This is a genomic window from Cupriavidus necator (assembly GCF_013141915.1).
GTDB lineage: Bacteria > Pseudomonadota > Gammaproteobacteria > Burkholderiales > Burkholderiaceae > Cupriavidus > Cupriavidus necator_B.
Genome location: NZ_SROX01000004.1, coordinates 277,629 through 292,427, shown reverse-complemented (window position 1 = coordinate 292,427; position 14,799 = coordinate 277,629). Strand labels below are relative to the sequence as shown.

At 68.6% G+C, this 14,799-nt stretch carries 13 protein-coding genes; 9 read left to right on the top strand and 4 right to left on the bottom strand.

Going from position 1 to position 14,799, the window contains the following annotated elements; all coding sequences use genetic code 11:
• Positions 1–181: 181 nt before the first annotated feature.
• From E5S69_RS11095 to E5S69_RS11080, 4 genes are all read left to right on the top strand, one after another.
• Positions 182–571 (top strand): hypothetical protein, encoded by a 390-nt coding sequence (locus E5S69_RS11095; protein WP_171514696.1) that lies wholly within the window; start codon positions 182–184, stop codon positions 569–571.
• Positions 572–694: 123 nt separating this feature from the next.
• Positions 695–1,774 carry an alpha/beta fold hydrolase gene (locus E5S69_RS11090; protein ID WP_171514695.1) on the top strand — a complete coding sequence of 360 codons (1,080 nt, stop codon included), beginning with the start codon at positions 695–697 and terminating at the stop codon, positions 1,772–1,774.
• Between the two features lie 218 nt (positions 1,775–1,992).
• The gene (locus E5S69_RS11085) at positions 1,993–2,433 is read left to right on the top strand and encodes an Hsp20/alpha crystallin family protein (protein WP_171514694.1); all 441 of its coding nucleotides are present in this window, start codon (positions 1,993–1,995) and stop codon (positions 2,431–2,433) included.
• Between the two features lie 15 nt (positions 2,434–2,448).
• Positions 2,449–2,871 (top strand): Hsp20/alpha crystallin family protein, encoded by a 423-nt coding sequence (locus tag E5S69_RS11080; RefSeq protein WP_171514693.1) that lies wholly within the window; start codon positions 2,449–2,451, stop codon positions 2,869–2,871.
• 66 nt (positions 2,872–2,937) lie between these two features.
• On the opposite strand, the gene E5S69_RS11075 is transcribed toward E5S69_RS11080, so the two are convergent.
• Both E5S69_RS11075 and E5S69_RS11070 read right to left on the bottom strand, forming a co-directional pair.
• The gene (locus E5S69_RS11075) at positions 2,938–3,993 is read right to left on the bottom strand and encodes a bifunctional UDP-4-keto-pentose/UDP-xylose synthase (protein ID WP_171514692.1); all 1,056 of its coding nucleotides are present in this window, start codon (positions 3,991–3,993) and stop codon (positions 2,938–2,940) included.
• Between the two features lie 3 nt (positions 3,994–3,996).
• A complete protein-coding gene (locus tag E5S69_RS11070) occupies positions 3,997–5,805 on the bottom strand; it encodes a glycosyltransferase family 39 protein (protein WP_171514691.1) in 1,809 nt (602 codons plus the stop codon).
• A gap of 210 nt (positions 5,806–6,015) precedes the next feature.
• Here E5S69_RS11070 and E5S69_RS11065 point away from each other — a divergent pair, with 210 nt between their 5' ends.
• Together E5S69_RS11065 and E5S69_RS11060 are read left to right on the top strand one after the other, a co-directional pair.
• The gene (locus E5S69_RS11065; protein ID WP_171514690.1) at positions 6,016–6,687 is read left to right on the top strand and encodes a response regulator; all 672 of its coding nucleotides are present in this window, start codon (positions 6,016–6,018) and stop codon (positions 6,685–6,687) included.
• Complete coding sequence (locus E5S69_RS11060; protein WP_171514689.1) at positions 6,684–8,039, top strand: ATP-binding protein; 1,356 nt, start codon at positions 6,684–6,686, stop codon at positions 8,037–8,039. Before E5S69_RS11065 ends, E5S69_RS11060 begins: the two co-directional genes overlap by 4 nt.
• Before the next feature lie 56 nt (positions 8,040–8,095).
• Here the strand turns inward: E5S69_RS11060 and E5S69_RS11055 are convergent, their stop codons facing one another.
• Positions 8,096–10,441, bottom strand: coding sequence for a Tex family protein (locus E5S69_RS11055; RefSeq protein ID WP_171514688.1), 2,346 nt, complete (start codon positions 10,439–10,441; stop codon positions 8,096–8,098).
• A gap of 166 nt (positions 10,442–10,607) precedes the next feature.
• On the opposite strand from E5S69_RS11055, the gene E5S69_RS11050 reads away from it, so the two are divergent.
• The 3 genes from E5S69_RS11050 to E5S69_RS11040 all read left to right on the top strand — a co-directional run bounded on the left by E5S69_RS11050 (position 10,608) and on the right by E5S69_RS11040 (position 13,874).
• A complete protein-coding gene (locus E5S69_RS11050) occupies positions 10,608–11,396 on the top strand; it encodes a hypothetical protein (RefSeq protein WP_171514687.1) in 789 nt (262 codons plus the stop codon).
• 32 nt (positions 11,397–11,428) lie between these two features.
• Positions 11,429–11,632, top strand: coding sequence for a DUF465 domain-containing protein (locus E5S69_RS11045; protein WP_114135277.1), 204 nt, complete (start codon positions 11,429–11,431; stop codon positions 11,630–11,632).
• Between the two features lie 70 nt (positions 11,633–11,702).
• Positions 11,703–13,874: an ATP-dependent DNA helicase gene (locus tag E5S69_RS11040; RefSeq protein WP_236901278.1), complete on the top strand. Its 2,172-nt coding sequence runs from the start codon at positions 11,703–11,705 to the stop codon at positions 13,872–13,874.
• Positions 13,875–13,954: 80 nt separating this feature from the next.
• Here E5S69_RS11040 and E5S69_RS11035 read toward each other — a convergent pair whose 3' ends face one another.
• Positions 13,955–14,785: an outer membrane protein assembly factor BamD gene (locus E5S69_RS11035; RefSeq protein ID WP_171514686.1), complete on the bottom strand. Its 831-nt coding sequence runs from the start codon at positions 14,783–14,785 to the stop codon at positions 13,955–13,957.
• Positions 14,786–14,799: the final 14 nt, after the last annotated feature.

Below are 14,799 nucleotides of genomic sequence, written 5' to 3'. Positions count from 1 at the left end.
CCCGGATCCCGGAGTCCGACGCCACGCTGCTGCCGTGATGGGAGGGCAGCCAGCCAGCGCCAGGCAATGGCTTGCACGGCACGGGCGATCCCGTGCAGCCGCAACGGTTCGGTCGTCGATCGCCTGAATCACGGTATTGCCAAGGCAGACCTGCCGTCGGCTACCGCAGTTGGAGAATGCAATGCATAGGAATCTTGCCCAGACCCTCGTTGCCGCTGCCGCACTCGTCGCCGGATTCAACCACGCGGCTCGCGCCGGGGCCTATGGCGAAGCCCTGGCCGCCGCCGTGCCGCACCACGCCGCCGAACGCGACGCCTTCACCGAGGGTGTGCGCAGCCCCGCTGCGCAGGGCGCGCTGCTGCCGGTGGTGGCGCGTGGCAACCTTTCCGTGTGCCGGGTCCGCGGTTTTGACGCGAGCCAGGACGGGATGCGCACGCCGGATCCCTATACGGACGGCGCGCGCATGGGCCGCTTCGATGTCTTCACCGAGGGCGCGCGCGCCGGCGCGCGCGATTCCTATGCCGACGGCGCGCGCAGCGATGCGCGCGGCGGCGGGGAATGCCTGTCCTGACCCCACGGCGGCGCTTTTGCGCCGCCCAACCTTTGCCTAAGCTAGGGAAGTCACGCGGCGCGTCCGCATGGCAGCCGCGGGCCGCGGCTGCCGGCCGGCAGCTCCAGCCCGCGCGGCCCCGACATGCCGATGTTCAAGCAGCAGATCCGCCTGTGCACCAGCCGCGATGGCGTGCGGCTGGCCTATGCCATCACCGGCAGCGGGGCGCCGCTGGTCAAGGCGGCCAACTGGATGAGCCATCTGGAGTTCGACGTCGGCAGCCCGGTGTGGAGCCACATGATCACGGCGCTGTCCGACACGCACACGCTGATCCGCTATGACGAGCGCGGCTGCGGGCTGTCCGACCGCGATATCGAGGAGCTGTCCTTCGATGCCTGGCTGCGCGATCTCGAAACCATCGTCGACGCCACCGGCGTGGACCATTTCCCGCTACTGGGTATCTCGCAGGGCGCATCGATCGCGGTGGCCTACGCGGTCGCGCATCCGCAGCGGGTCAGCCACCTGGTGCTGCACGGCGGCTACGCGCGCGGACGCCTGAAGCGCGACCACCTCAGCCAGCGACTGCTCGAGGAGGCCGAGCTGATGAACAAGCTGGCCGAGCTCGGCTGGGGCCAGGAGAATCCTGCCTTCCGCCAGTTTTTCACCACCCAGTTCATCCCCGGCGGCACGGCCGAGCAGCATGCCTGGTTCAATGAACTGGAGCGGGTGTCGACCTCGCCGCTGAATGCCGCGCGCTTCATGCGCGTCTTCAACGAGATCGATGTGGTGGCGCTGCTGCCGCGCGTAACGTGCCCGACGCTGGTGCTGCACGCGGTGCGCGATGCGCGTGTGCCGTTCGACGAAGGCCGCCTGATCGCCAGCGAGATTCCGGGCGCGCGCTTCGTGCCGCTGGAAAGCGGCAACCACCTGCTGCTGGAGACCGAGCCGGCGTGGCGCCGCTGGCTCGACGAAGTGCGCGCGTTCCTGCCGTCGCCACAGCCGGCGCGCTGCGCCGCATTCACCGCGCTGACGCGCCGCGAGCGCGATATCGTCGAGCTGATCGCGCAGGGGCGCGACAACGCGCAGATCGCTGCACACCTCGACCTGTGCGAGAAGACCGTGCGCAACCATATCACCAGCATCTTCGCCAAGCTGGAAGTGGAAAACCGCGGGCAGGCCATCGTGCTGGCGCGCAAGGCGGGCTTCGATCGCGCCGGCGCCTGACGCCGGCGCACTCGTGACGCAGGCAGCGCGTCGGCGCTTTCCGCGCACCGTCGTGGCACCGCCATCGCCCTCTTGAAATCCTCGCGCCGGGGCACTAATTAAGGATTGCCCAGCCGCTGCAGCAACGTGCTGTGGGCTTCGCGGCCAGCCGGCACCACCGCCGGCCGCGAACCAAGGCGTCCGTGCGCCTCCCCGCTGCACAGAAGGAGGATCCAACCATGAGTGACTTCATTTTCGGGACTGACCTGTTCAGTGAATTTGACCGGATGCAACGGCAGATGGCGAGCCTGTTCGGCGGCTTTCCGTCCAGCCTGCGCTCAGGGCGTTTCGGTGCGTTTCCGCCGCTCAATATCGGCACGACCGACGACTCCATCGAGATCGTGGTCTTTGCCCCGGGCCTGAAGGCGGAGCAGTTTGAGCTATCGGTCGACAAGGGCCTGCTGACCATCAGCGGCGAGCGCGCCGCGGTGCAGCCCGAGGGCGACGCCGAAGCGCGCCCCTATGCGCAGGAGCGCTTTGCGGGCAGCTTCCGCCGTGTGATCGAGTTGCCGCAAGCGGCCGATCCCGACAAGGTGCAGGCGCGCTACGCCAATGGGTGCCTGTCGATCAGCGTCGGCAAGCGCGAGGCGTCGCGCCCGCGTGCCATCGCCATCAGCTAATGTGAGGAGATTGCCATGACCGAATCGAATCAAGTGGTCCAGCGCGACCAGGACAATGCGGGCGGGCAGGGCAGCGCCGTGGCGCAGCGCCGCGAGGACGCGCCGGCCATGACGCTGATTCCCGCGGTGGACATCTTCGAGACCGCCGCCGGCGTCACGCTGTGGGCGGACCTGCCGGGGGTGCCACGCGAAAAGCTGGAGGTCAACGTCCACGACGGCAGCCTGCGCATCGAGGGCGAGGCGGTGCTGCCGATGCCGGCCGGCCTGCGCGTGCAGCATGCCGAGGTGCGGCAGCCGCGCTATGCGCGCACGTTTACGCTCAGCCCCGATCTGGACGCATCGGGGATCGAGGCCAACCTGCAGGATGGCGTGCTGAAACTGACCATCCCGCGCCGCGATGAGGCGCGGCCGCGCCGGATCGAGGTATCGGTGGGCTGACGCAGCGCTGGGCAAGGCGGCGGCGCTTGGCGTCGCCGTCTTGCTGTCTGCCGTCGCCGAGCGCGCTCAGGCCTGGGTGACCAGCACGCGGGCATCGCTGACATGGCTGCGGTACGCCTCGAAGATGCGCCGCAGCGCCGCTTCCATGCTGATCTCCGGGCGCCAGCCCAGTTCTTCGATGGTGTTGTCGATCTTCGGCACGCGGTGCTGCACGTCCTGGTAGCCCTTGCCGTAGAAGTCGCCCGACGAGGTCTCGACAATTTTCGTATGGCGCGCTTCCTGCGCGTATTCCGGATAGTCGGCGGCCATCTTCAGCATCATCTCGGCCAGCTCGCGCACGGAATGGATATTGCCCGGGTTGCCGATGTTGTAGATCTTGCCGCTGGCCACGCCGCCAGGGTTTTCGATGATGCGCATCAGCGCGCTGATGCCGTCGGCGATGTCGGCGAAGGCGCGCTGCTGCGCGCCGCCGTCGACCAGCTTGATCGGTTCGCCGCGCACGATATGGCCGAGGAACTGCGTCACCACGCGCGACGAGCCTTCCTTCGATTCGAAGATCGAGTCCAGCCCCGCGCCGATCCAGTTGAACGGACGGAACAGCGTGTAGTTCAGGCCCTGCTCCATGCCGTAGGCGTGGATCACGCGGTCCATCAGCTGCTTGGAGCAGGCGTAGATCCAGCGCGGCTTGTTGATCGGGCCGTAGACCAGCGGCGAGGCCTCGGGGTCGAATTCGTCGTCGCTGCACATGCCGTAGACCTCGGAGGTCGACGGGAACACCAGGTGCTTGCCGTACTTGACCGCGGCGCGCACGATCGGCAGGTTGGCCTCGAAGTCCAGCTCGAACACGCGCAGCGGCTGGCGCACGTAGGTGGCGGGGGTGGCGATGGCGACCAGCGGCAGCACCACGTCGCACTTGCGGATGTTGTACTCGATCCACTCCTTGTTGATGGTGATGTCACCTTCGAAGAAGTGCATGCGCGGGTGGTCGACCAGGTCGCCGAGGCGGTCCGATGCCATGTCCATGCCGTAGACCTCCCACGGCGTGGTTTCCAGGATGCGGCGCGTCAGGTGGTGGCCGATGAAGCCGTTGACGCCGAGGATTAGTACTTTCTTGACTTGCATGCGTTAAGGAATGGGAAGCGAATCGGAAGCGGGCAGGCGCGTCCGAAGTTCGCCGGCAAAGGAAAAATTGGCTACCGCGACGCGGCGCCAGTCACGTGCGATGACATGCATCGGCACGCGCGCGCTCAGCTCGGCAAACGCTTGCGGCGACAGCAGCGCGATCGCGCGCGGGCCATGCTCCCAGGCGTCGACGAAGGCATCGATGGTGGGCAGCCACTTGTGCGGCTCCTGCGCCGCGCCGAAGGCCAGTTCATCGGCCTGCGCCACCATGATGAGCGGATGGCGCAGGTAGAACGGCAGCGTATGGTCGAGCATGCCGACGCCGTACAGCGGCATGCCGGGACGCAGCACGCGCGCAATCGGCGCGACCAGGTCGATTCCGGAAGCCGAACGGCCAATGGCTTCATGACCGAGCAGCGCGACGGAAAAAGCCAGCAGCATGCCGAAGGCATAGCCCGTGACACTGGCCATGCGGCCGTGCCGCCGAAGCAGCCATAGCGCCGCGGCGGCACTTGCCATCACCAGCGCGCAAGCCAGCGCCGCCCAGATCGCATAGCTGCGGTACAGCGCATTGGGCGTGTTGTTGGCATCGAGGGTGGCTATCACCGGGCTTGCCAGCAGGCCGATGGCGCCAACCACCAGCATGGCGCGCAATTGCCGTGCCCAGGCACGCTCGGCGGTGTGTGCCAGGACTGCGCCGGCCAGGATGGCGAGGGCGGGGAACATGGGCACGATGTAGCCCGGCAGCTTTGAGCCCGACAGGCTGAAGAACACGAAGATCGTCGTTGCCCACAAGCCCGCCATCAGCGCCGGCTGGAAGGGCTGGAGGGGCGGGCTGGCGGTGCGGGCCGCGTGCGCCACACCGGCGCGCCGCGCGACCGCGCGCACCATGTCCGGCAGCAAGCCCAGCCATGGCAGGAAGCCCCCGGCCAGCAGCGGCACGAAGTACCACGGCGCGCCGCTGCGCGCGTGCACGGTCGAGGTATAGCGCTGCCAGTGCTCATGGATGAAGAAGAAGCGCAGGAATTCCGGGTTGCGCTGCGCCACCAACCAGTACCATGGCACCGCCACCAGCAGCATCAGCACGATCCCGGCCGCTGCATGCAGGCGCCGCCACAGGGCCAGGTCGCGCGTGACGCCGGTGTAGAGCACTAGCACCAGGCCGGGCAGCGCCACGCCGACCAGTCCCTTGGTCAGCACCGCCACGCCCATGGCCGCCCAGCACGCCAGCATCCAGCGGCGGCGCGCGGCCGGCGTCGCGGCCGGATGCTGCGCCAGTAGCAGGCTGGCCAGCACGCAGGCCATGGCGCCGGACAGGGTCATGTCGAGCGTGTTGAAATGCGCCGCAACATTCCACATCGGCGCGCCGGCCAGCACCAGCCCGGCCATCACCCCGGCGCGCGCGCCGAACCAGCGTGCCGCCGCCAGCATCGACATCCCCAAGCCTGCTGCGCCGGCCAGTGCCACGCACAGCCGCGCCTGCCAGTCGCCAATGCCGAACAGCGCGTACGACACCGCCGTCATCCACATGTGGAACGGCGGTTTCTCAAAGTACTTCAGGCCGTCGTAGCGGATCGTGACCCAGTCGCCGCTGGTCAGCATCTCGCGGGCGATCTCGGCATAGCGGCCTTCGTCGGGGCCCAGCAGGTGGCGCATGCCGAGCGTGCCGAACCACAGCAGCGCAAAGGCCATTACCACCAGCGCCAGCGTCAGCGCCGGAAAGCCGGCCACGCGCGCGGCATGCCAGGGCGCGGCGGCCCTGGTGGCGCGGAGCCCGGGCTCGGTGGCAAGGCGATCGTAACGGTGGGGCATGCGGGAACGGCTCGGCGTGGGCGGAATGATGTGGCACGGCAAGCGCCGACGGGCCGGCGCGGGCGGACCAGGCCATGTCCACGCCGGCGCGGCGCGCGGCGTTGTACGGGAGCGCGCCTGAAATGTGAGCGGAGCATAATGCGCGAACCTTAATGGCACATTAAGGCGGCGCGCGTAACCTGCCGTGATACCTGCAGTCCACTCCAGAGCATGAGACTCCTTATCGTTGAAGACGACCCGATGCTGGGCGACGGCCTGCGCCGCGGCCTGCAGCTGCTTGACTACGCGGTCGACTGGTTCCGCAACGGGGCGGATGCCGACCATGCGCTCGGCCTGGCCCACTACGATGCCGTGGTGCTGGACCTGGGCCTGCCGGGCGAGGACGGCATGACGCTGCTGGCGCGCTGGCGCGCGCGGGGCAGCCGCATCCCGGTGATCGTGCTGACCGCGCGCGACGCCATCGACAGCCGCATCGGCGGGCTCGATGCCGGTGCCGACGACTACCTGGTCAAGCCGGTCGCGCTCGATGAACTGGCCGCGCGGCTGCGCGCCGTCACGCGCCGCGCGGCGGGGATGTCTGCGCCGGTGTGGCAGCACGGCGCGCTGGCCTTCCATCCGGCCGCGCGCCAGGCGTACTGGCACGGCAAGCCGGTCGAGCTGACCAGCCGCGAAGCGATGCTGCTGGAACTGTTGCTGGCGCATCCCAACCGGCTGCTGACGCGCGAGATGCTGCGCGACAAGCTCTATGACTGGCAGGGCGGGATCGAGAGCAATGCGCTGGAAGTCCACATTCACCACTTGCGCCGCAAGATCCATCCGAAGATCGTGCGCACCTTCCGCGGCGCGGGCTACACGCTGGGCGCGGCCGAGGACTGCACATGACGCTGCAGCGCAGGCTGGTGCTGGCGGTGCTGGTCGCCGCGCCGGTGGTATGGCTGCTGACCCTCGGCATGACCTACGTGCGCGCCCGGCACGAGATCAATGAGCTCTACGACACCGACATGGTGCGCATGGCGCTGCAGATGCATTCGGTGGTGCCGTTGGTGGACGTGGCCGCGGCGCCGTCGCGCACCCGGTTGCCGGAGCTGGTCGAGGGCGACCAGGGCGATGCCGGGCTGGGCGACCTCGCCATCGCGGCGTGGCTGCCCGATGGCAAGCCGCTGCATATCGATCCCGAGGGCGACCTGCTGCCGCGCGCGCCCGGCGTCAAGGGGTTCACCGAGGTCACGATCAACCGGGAGCCGTGGCGCCTGTACTACCTCGACGATCCCGACACGGGGTGGCGCGTGTGCGTAGGCCAGCAGCTCGGCGAGCGCAATGAGCTGATCCTGTCCTACATTGCCGCGCAGGTGCTGCCGTGGACAGTGGGGCTGCCGCTGCTGATCGGGCTGCTGCTCTGGTTCATGCGGCGCGCGATGGCGCCGGTGCGGGCGCTGTCGGCGGACATCGAAGGCCGCAGCCCTGAAGACCGCCGCCCGCTCAGCCTGCAGGCCGTCCCCGGCGAGCTGGTGCCGCTGGTCCATGCGATGAACCAGTTGCTGGCGCGGGTCTCGGACTCGCTGGAGCATGAACGGCGCCTGACCGCCGATGCCGCGCATGAAATGCGCACGCCGCTGGCGGCGCTCAAGGCGCAATGGGAGATTGCGCAACGCTCCGCCGACGAAGCCGAGCGTGCGCTGGCGCGTGCCAACGTCGCTGCCGGCATCGATCGCATCAGCCGGCTGGTGTCGCAGCTGCTGACGCTGAGCCGGCTCGAGGATGCCGCCGGGTTGCCCTCGCGCCAGCCGGTCAACTGGGAGCCGGTGGCGCAGCAGGCGCTGTCCGACTGCCTCGCGCTGGCGCAGCAGAAGCAGGTCGACGTGGAGCTGGAATGGCCGCCGCCTGGCCAGGCGCCACTGCCGGTGGCCGGCGACCCCGGGCTGCTGTCGCTGCTGTTGCGCAACCTGCTCGATAACGCGATCCGCTACAGCCCGCCGGGCGCGCTGGTGCGGGTCGATTTCCAGCCCGACAGCATCACCGTGCGCGACCAGGGCCCCGGCGTTGCGCCGGAGTTGCTGGCGCGCCTGGGCGACCGCTTTTTCCGCGGCGGCCCGGGGCAGCGCGAGCAGGGCCACGGCCTGGGCATTTCCATCGCGCAACGCGTGGCGCGGCTGCACGGGCTGGAGATGGCGTTTGCCAACCGCACCGATGGCGCCGGCACGGGGCTGGCGGTGCGGCTGGCCCACGGCGGCTGAAAAGAAAACGCCCCGCACGGTTTCCCGTGCGGGGCGCGATGCCATGGACTGGCCGCTCAGCGCTTGAGCTTGGCGAACGCCGCCGCCATGGCGCCCGCAGGCTCGGCCTCGCGCCGGCCGCCGCTGAAGCCCTTGCTGTTGCCAGGGCGCTGGCCGCCACGGTCGCCGCCGGCGCGCGCCGCGGCCTGGCCGGGCTCGTCGTCCAGCCGCATCGACAGGCCGACGCGGTTGCGCTTGACGTCGACCTCCATCACCTTGACCTTGACGATCTGGCCGGCCTTGACCACTTCATGCGCGTCCTTGACGAACTTGTTCGACAGCGCCGAGATATGGACCAGGCCATCCTGGTGCACGCCGATATCGACAAACGCGCCGAAGGCCGCCACGTTGGTGACCACGCCTTCCAGCACCATGCCGGGCTGCAGGTCCTTCACGTCCTCCACGCCGTCCTGGAAGGTCGCGGTCTTGAACTCGGGGCGCGGGTCGCGGCCGGGCTTTTCCAGTTCGGAGAGGATGTCGCGCACGGTGGGCAGGCCGAACGAGTCGTCGGTGAACTTTTCCGGCGACAGGCCGCGCAGCGCCTCGCGGTTGCCCATTACATCGCGCAGGCCCTTCTTCACGTGGTCCAGGATGCGCTGCACCACCGGATACGCTTCCGGGTGCACCGACGAGCGGTCCAGCGGATTGTCGCCGTCGTTGATGCGCAGGAAACCCGCGGCCTGCTCGAAGGTCTTGTCGCCCAGGCGCGGCACCTGCTTGAGCGCAGCGCGGTTGGGGAAGGCGCCATTGGCATCGCGGAATTCAACGATATTGCGCGCCAGCACTGAGTTCAGCCCCGACACGCGCGCCAGCAGCGGCGCCGACGCGGTGTTGACGTCGACGCCCACGGCGTTGACGCAGTCCTCGACCACCGCGTCGAGCGCACGCGCCAGTTCGCGCTGGTTGACGTCATGCTGGTACTGGCCCACGCCGATCGACTTGGGATCAATCTTGACCAGCTCCGCCAGCGGGTCCTGCAGCCGGCGCGCAATCGACACCGCGCCGCGCAGCGACACATCGAGGTCCGGGAATTCCTTGGCCGCCAGTTCCGACGCCGAGTAGACCGAGGCGCCGGCCTCGCTGACCACGATCTTGGTCAGTTTCAGCTCGGGCATCTGCTTCATCAGGTCCTGCACCAGCTTGTCGGTCTCGCGGCTGGCGGTGCCGTTGCCGATCGATACCAGCGCCACGTTGTGCTGCCTGGCCAGGCGCGCCAGCGTGGTCAGCGAGCCGTTCCAGTCGCGGCGCGGCTCGTGCGGATAGATGGTGGCGGTTTCCAGCAGCTTGCCGGTGTTGTCCACCACCGCGATCTTGCAGCCGGTGCGGATGCCCGGGTCGACGCCCATTACCGATTTGGGACCGGCCGGCGCCGCCAGCAGCAGCTCATGCAGGTTGCGGCCGAACACCTTGATGGCCTCGCTCTCGGCGGTTTCGCGCAGCTGCGTCAGCAGTTCGGTCTCCAGGTGGGGCTGCACCTTGACGCGCCAGCACCAGCGGCACACGTCGCCCAGCCACTTGTCGGCAGGGCGACCCAGTTGCTGGATGCCGACATGGCGCGCGATCATGCCTTCGCACGGGTGCGGCACCATGGCGTCCTGCTCTTCGCCGAGGCCCAGCTTGACCATCAGCACGCCGGCATTGCGGCCGCGGAACAGCGCCAGCGCCCGGTGCGACGGCACCGTGCGCAGGGTTTCGCTGTAGTTGTAGTAGTCGCGGAACTTTTCTTCTTCCGCGCCTTCCTTGCCTTCCATCACCGTGGAGGCCACCACGCCGTGGTTCCACAGGTGCTCGCGCAGCTTGCCCAGCAGTTCGGCGGTTTCGCCGAACTGTTCCGACAGGATGTCGCGCGCGCCGTCCAGGGCGGCCTTGACGTCGGGCACGCCGCCGTCGGCGGTGGGGTTGCCGTTGACGTACTTCGCCGCCTCGGCCTGCGGGTCGAGCGTGGGATCGGCCAGCAGGGCCAGCGCCAGCGGTTCCAGCCCGCATTCGCGCGCGATCTGGGCGCGGGTGCGGCGCTTGGGCTTGTAGGGCAGGTAGAGGTCTTCCAGCGCCTGCTTGGTTTGCGCGCCCTCGATGGCGGCCTGCAGCTCGGGCGTGAGCTTGCCTTGTTCCTCGATCGACGCCAGGATCGCGGCGCGGCGGTCTTCCATGTCGCGCAGGTACAGCAGGCGCTCTTCCAGGTTGCGCAGCTGCGTATCGTCGAGGTTGCCGGTCACTTCCTTGCGGTAGCGGGCGATGAAGGGGACGGTGGCGCCTTCATCGAGCAGCGCCACGGCCGCGGCCACCTGGCGGGGCTGCACGGACAGTTCAGCCGCGATGAGCGCGACGATCTTTTGCGAGACGGATGCGGGCAGGTTGGACATCTTGGAACGCAGCGTGGGACGCAGTCAGTCGAAAGCGGGGCATTTTGCCACAAGCGCGCGAGCGCTCGGCGCGGGCGGCGGGCGCGCCCGCGACGGGCGGCGTTGCGCGCACCCGCGCAGGGCTGCCGGGCAGGCCGGGGGGCGGCCCGGATGCTAGAATCCGGGGATGATCGCCAAGTCCCGCCCGGCCGCCGCCAAGGCCCCCCTCCTGGCCATGCCAACCTTCGCCAACGTGCCCGCATCCTTCCTGATCCGCTACAGCGCTGTGGCCGCCGTGGCCGCCTGTGCCGTGCTGATGCCGCTGCATCCGGCGCAGGCCCAGGCCCCGGCGCCCGCCACCAGCGCCGCACCTGCCGCGGGGCGCGACTTTGCCGCCGAGCGCAAGGCCATCGGCGATTCGCGGGCGTGGACCAATTACCGCTTTGCTGCCGCCGAGCGCGAGTGCTACAGCAAGTTCTTCGTCACCCACTGCATCAACAACGCCAAGGAAATCCAGCGCGAAGAGCTGCAGGTGCTGCGCAAGCGCGAACTGGAAGTGGGCGAGGCCGAGCGCGCCCACCGCGCCGCCGAGCGCGACCGCGAACAGGCCTTGCGCCGCGCCGAGTTCGAGGCCAGCCAGCCGCAGCGCGCGGCCAGCGAGCAGTCCAGCCGCGAGGCGTTCGAGAAAAAGCAGCAGGAACAGCAGTTGCGCGATGCGCAACGCCAGGCCGAGGCGCCGCAGCGCGCCGCCAACGCCCAGGCCTATGAAAAAAAGCAGTCCGACTTCGATGCCCGCATGCAGGAGGCGCAGCAGAAGGGCGCGGAGCAGGCCCGCCAGCGCCAGGAGAACGTGAAGGCATACGACGCCAAGCAGCGCGACCTCGAACAGCGCCAGAAGGCGCTGGAAGAGCGGCGCGCCAAGGCCAGGGAGCAGCAACAGGGCCCGGCGTCGGCGCCGCGTCCGTTCGGCTTCTGAGCCCCGGCACGGTGATGGCAGCGGAGGCATAGATGGACAGCAACCTGAATACCCTGGAACGCCGCATCATGGAGTTGCAGATCGAGCACCGCGATCTCGACTTCCTGATTGACCGGCTCGCCGGCGATGCGGTCCATGACGAATTGCAGCTGCGTCGGCTGAAAAAGCGCCGGCTCAAGCTGAAGGACGCCATCACGCTGCTGCAGCTGCAGCTCGAACCCGACGTGCCAGCCTGAGCGCCAGCGCGCCCGGGCCCGCCGATCGCCGCCGGCAGCGCCCGGCGGCCCATACAACTTTCCTGCAGCCTTGTCCGATCTGATCGATTCCAACGACTTGCGCGATGACAGCGGCGCGGACGCCGCCGCGGCGCCCACGCATGCCGCGCCGGCCGACGCCGGCGCCAGCCGCGGCGCTGAGCTCGCCACCATCTTTGCCGATACCGGCACGCTGGCCCAGGCCATTCCCGGCTACCGGCCGCGCGCGTCGCAGCACAAGATGGCCGAGGCCGTCGCCGACGCGATCGCGCAGAACGATTCCGTCATCGTCGAGGCCGGCACTGGCACCGGCAAGACCTACGCCTACCTGGTGCCCGCCATGCTGTGGGGCGGCAAGGTGATCCTGTCCACCGGCACCAAGAACCTGCAGGACCAGTTGTTCCTGCGCGATATCCCGACCGTGCGCCACGCGCTCAACGTGCCGGTCTCGGTGGCGCTGCTCAAGGGCCGCGCCAACTATGTCTGCCACTACCACCTGGAACGCGCGCAGGCCGGCGGCCGGCTGGCCTCGCGCCAGGACGCGGCGTGGCTGCGCGAGATCGGGCGCTTCATCAAGGAAACTGCGACCGGCGACAAGGCCGAGCTGGCGTCGGTGCCCGAGAATGCGCCAGTGTGGCAGATGGTGACCTCGACGCGCGACAACTGCCTCGGCTCGGAATGCCCGTATTACAAGGACTGTTTCGTGATGCGCGCGCGCAAGGAAGCGCAGCAAGCCGACGTGGTGGTGGTCAACCACCACCTGTTCTTTGCCGACGTGGTGCTGCGCGACACCGGCATGGCTGAACTGCTGCCCACGGCCAACACCGTGATCTTCGACGAAGCGCACCAGTTGCCCGAGACCGCCACGCTGTTCTTCGGCGAGACGCTGTCGACCAGCCAGTTGCTGGAGATCGCGCGCGATACCGTGGCCGAAGGCCTGTCGCATGCGCGTGACGCGGTGGACTGGGTGGCGCTGGCGGCGCCGCTGGAGCGTGCCACGCGCGACCTGCGCCTGGCCTTCAGCAAGGACAACGCGCGCCTGGCGCTGGGCCAGATCGAAGCCGATCGCCGCATCGCCGAACCGTTCAAGGAGACCCTCGATGCGCTGGACACAGCGCTGTCAGACTTCGTCGAGATGCTCGAAAGCCAGGCCGAGCGTGCCGAATCGCTGCAGCAATGCCATCGCCGCGCGCTCGAGCTGGCCAACAAGCTGGCGGCATGGCGTGCCGATGCCGCGCCGGCGCCGCAGCCGCAAGGCGAGGGCGAGGGCGAGGACAGGGCCGCGCCGGCCGTGGCCGCCGGCCCCGAAACCGTGCGCTGGGTCGAGGTGTTCTCGCACACGGTGCAGTTGCACCGCACACCGTTGTCGATCGCGCCGATCTTCACACGCCAGCGCGATGGCCAGCCGCGCGCATGGGTCTTCACCTCGGCGACGCTGTCGGTGAAGGGCAATTTCACCCACTACGCCGCGCAGCTGGGGCTGGACAAGGACCGCTCGCTGACGCTGCCCAGCCCGTTCGACTACGCCAACCAGGGCCTGCTGTACGTGCCGCGCGACATGCCGGCGCCGCAGTCGCCGCAGTTCACCGATGCCGTGGTGCAGGCGGCGCTGCCGCTGATCGAGGCGGCCGGCGGGCGCACCTTCCTGCTGTGCACCACGCTGCGCGCGGTGCAGCGTGCCTCGGACTTGCTCTACGACGCCTTTGCCGAGCGCGGCCTGGACTTGCCGCTGCTGGTCCAGGGCCAGGCCAGTCGCACTGAACTGCTGGACCGCTTCCGCGAACTGGGCAATGCGGTGCTGGTCGGCAGCCAGAGCTTCTGGGAAGGCGTGGACGTGCGCGGCGAGGCGCTGTCGCTGGTGATCATCGACAAGCTGCCGTTCGCGCCACCCGACGACCCGGTGCTGGCCGCGCGCATGGAAGTGCTGCAGAAGAAGGGCCTGAGCCCGTTTGCGGTCCACCAACTGCCGCATGCGGTGATCACGCTCAAGCAGGGCGCGGGGCGGCTGATCCGCTCGGAATCGGACCGCGGCGTGCTGGCGATCTTCGATATGCGCCTGGTCGAGAAGCCTTACGGGCGCCAGATCTGGCAGAGCCTGCCGCCGTTCACGCGCACGCGCGAGGCGGCTACGGTGGTGCGCTTCCTCGAGTCACTGCGTGGACCGGCCAAGGCTTCCGTTGAGGCGCCGGCCGAAACCGGTGCCGAGGATCCGGGCGCCGACTGATCACGACCCACCGCGGCCATAAAAAAACGGGACGGTCATCCGACACGTCCCGTTTTTTTATGGCCGCTGGCGTTGCGGCGTCAGAACACTTCCCACCAGGACTTGTCCTTGCGGCGTGCCCCGTACTTGATGAAGTCGCTTTCGGGGAAATTCTTCTCCATCACGCGGGCGGTGTCGTCGCGCAGGTCCTTCATGCCCATCGCGTCATAGGAGCGGATCATGATGTACAGCGCCTCTTCGTTGGCCGGTGCCCCGTCGTAGTCCTTCAGCGACTGCTGGGCACGGTTGACGGCCGCCAGGTAGGCGCCGCGCCGGAAGTAATAGCGCGCGGCATGCACTTCATGCTGGGCCAGCGAGTTGACGATGTACTGCATGCGCAGCGTGGCGTCCGGCGTGTACTTGCTGTCCGGGTAGCGCGTGATCAGCGTATGGAAGGCATCGTAGGCGGCGCGCGCGGCCTTGGGGTCGCGCTCGCTCAGGTCCTGCCCCGAGAAGCGGCCCAGCCAGCCGAGGTTGTCGTTGAAGTTGATCAGCCCCTTCAGGTAGTAGGCGTAATCGATGTTGGGATGGTTCGGGTGCAGCTGGATGAAGCGGTCCACCGCCGCCAGTGCCGCCGCGGTCTCGCCGTCCTTGTAGTTGGCGTAGGCGGTGTCGATCTGCGCCTGCTGCGCGTAGCGGCCGAACGGATAGCGGCCTTCGAGCTTTTCATACAGCTTGACGGCGCGGGTGTAGTCGCCGCCATCGAGGGCATCCTTGGCTTCCGAATATAATTTGTTGGCCGACCAGCCAGCGGTCTCGTCGGGCTGGTCCGCGAGCAGGCCGCATGCAGACAGCATGACGCAGCCGCCTGCGAGCAGAACCGCTCCTATTGTCGTGCGCCAGCGCGCGCGTTTCATGCTCTGCAATTGCATGGGCAATCGTATCC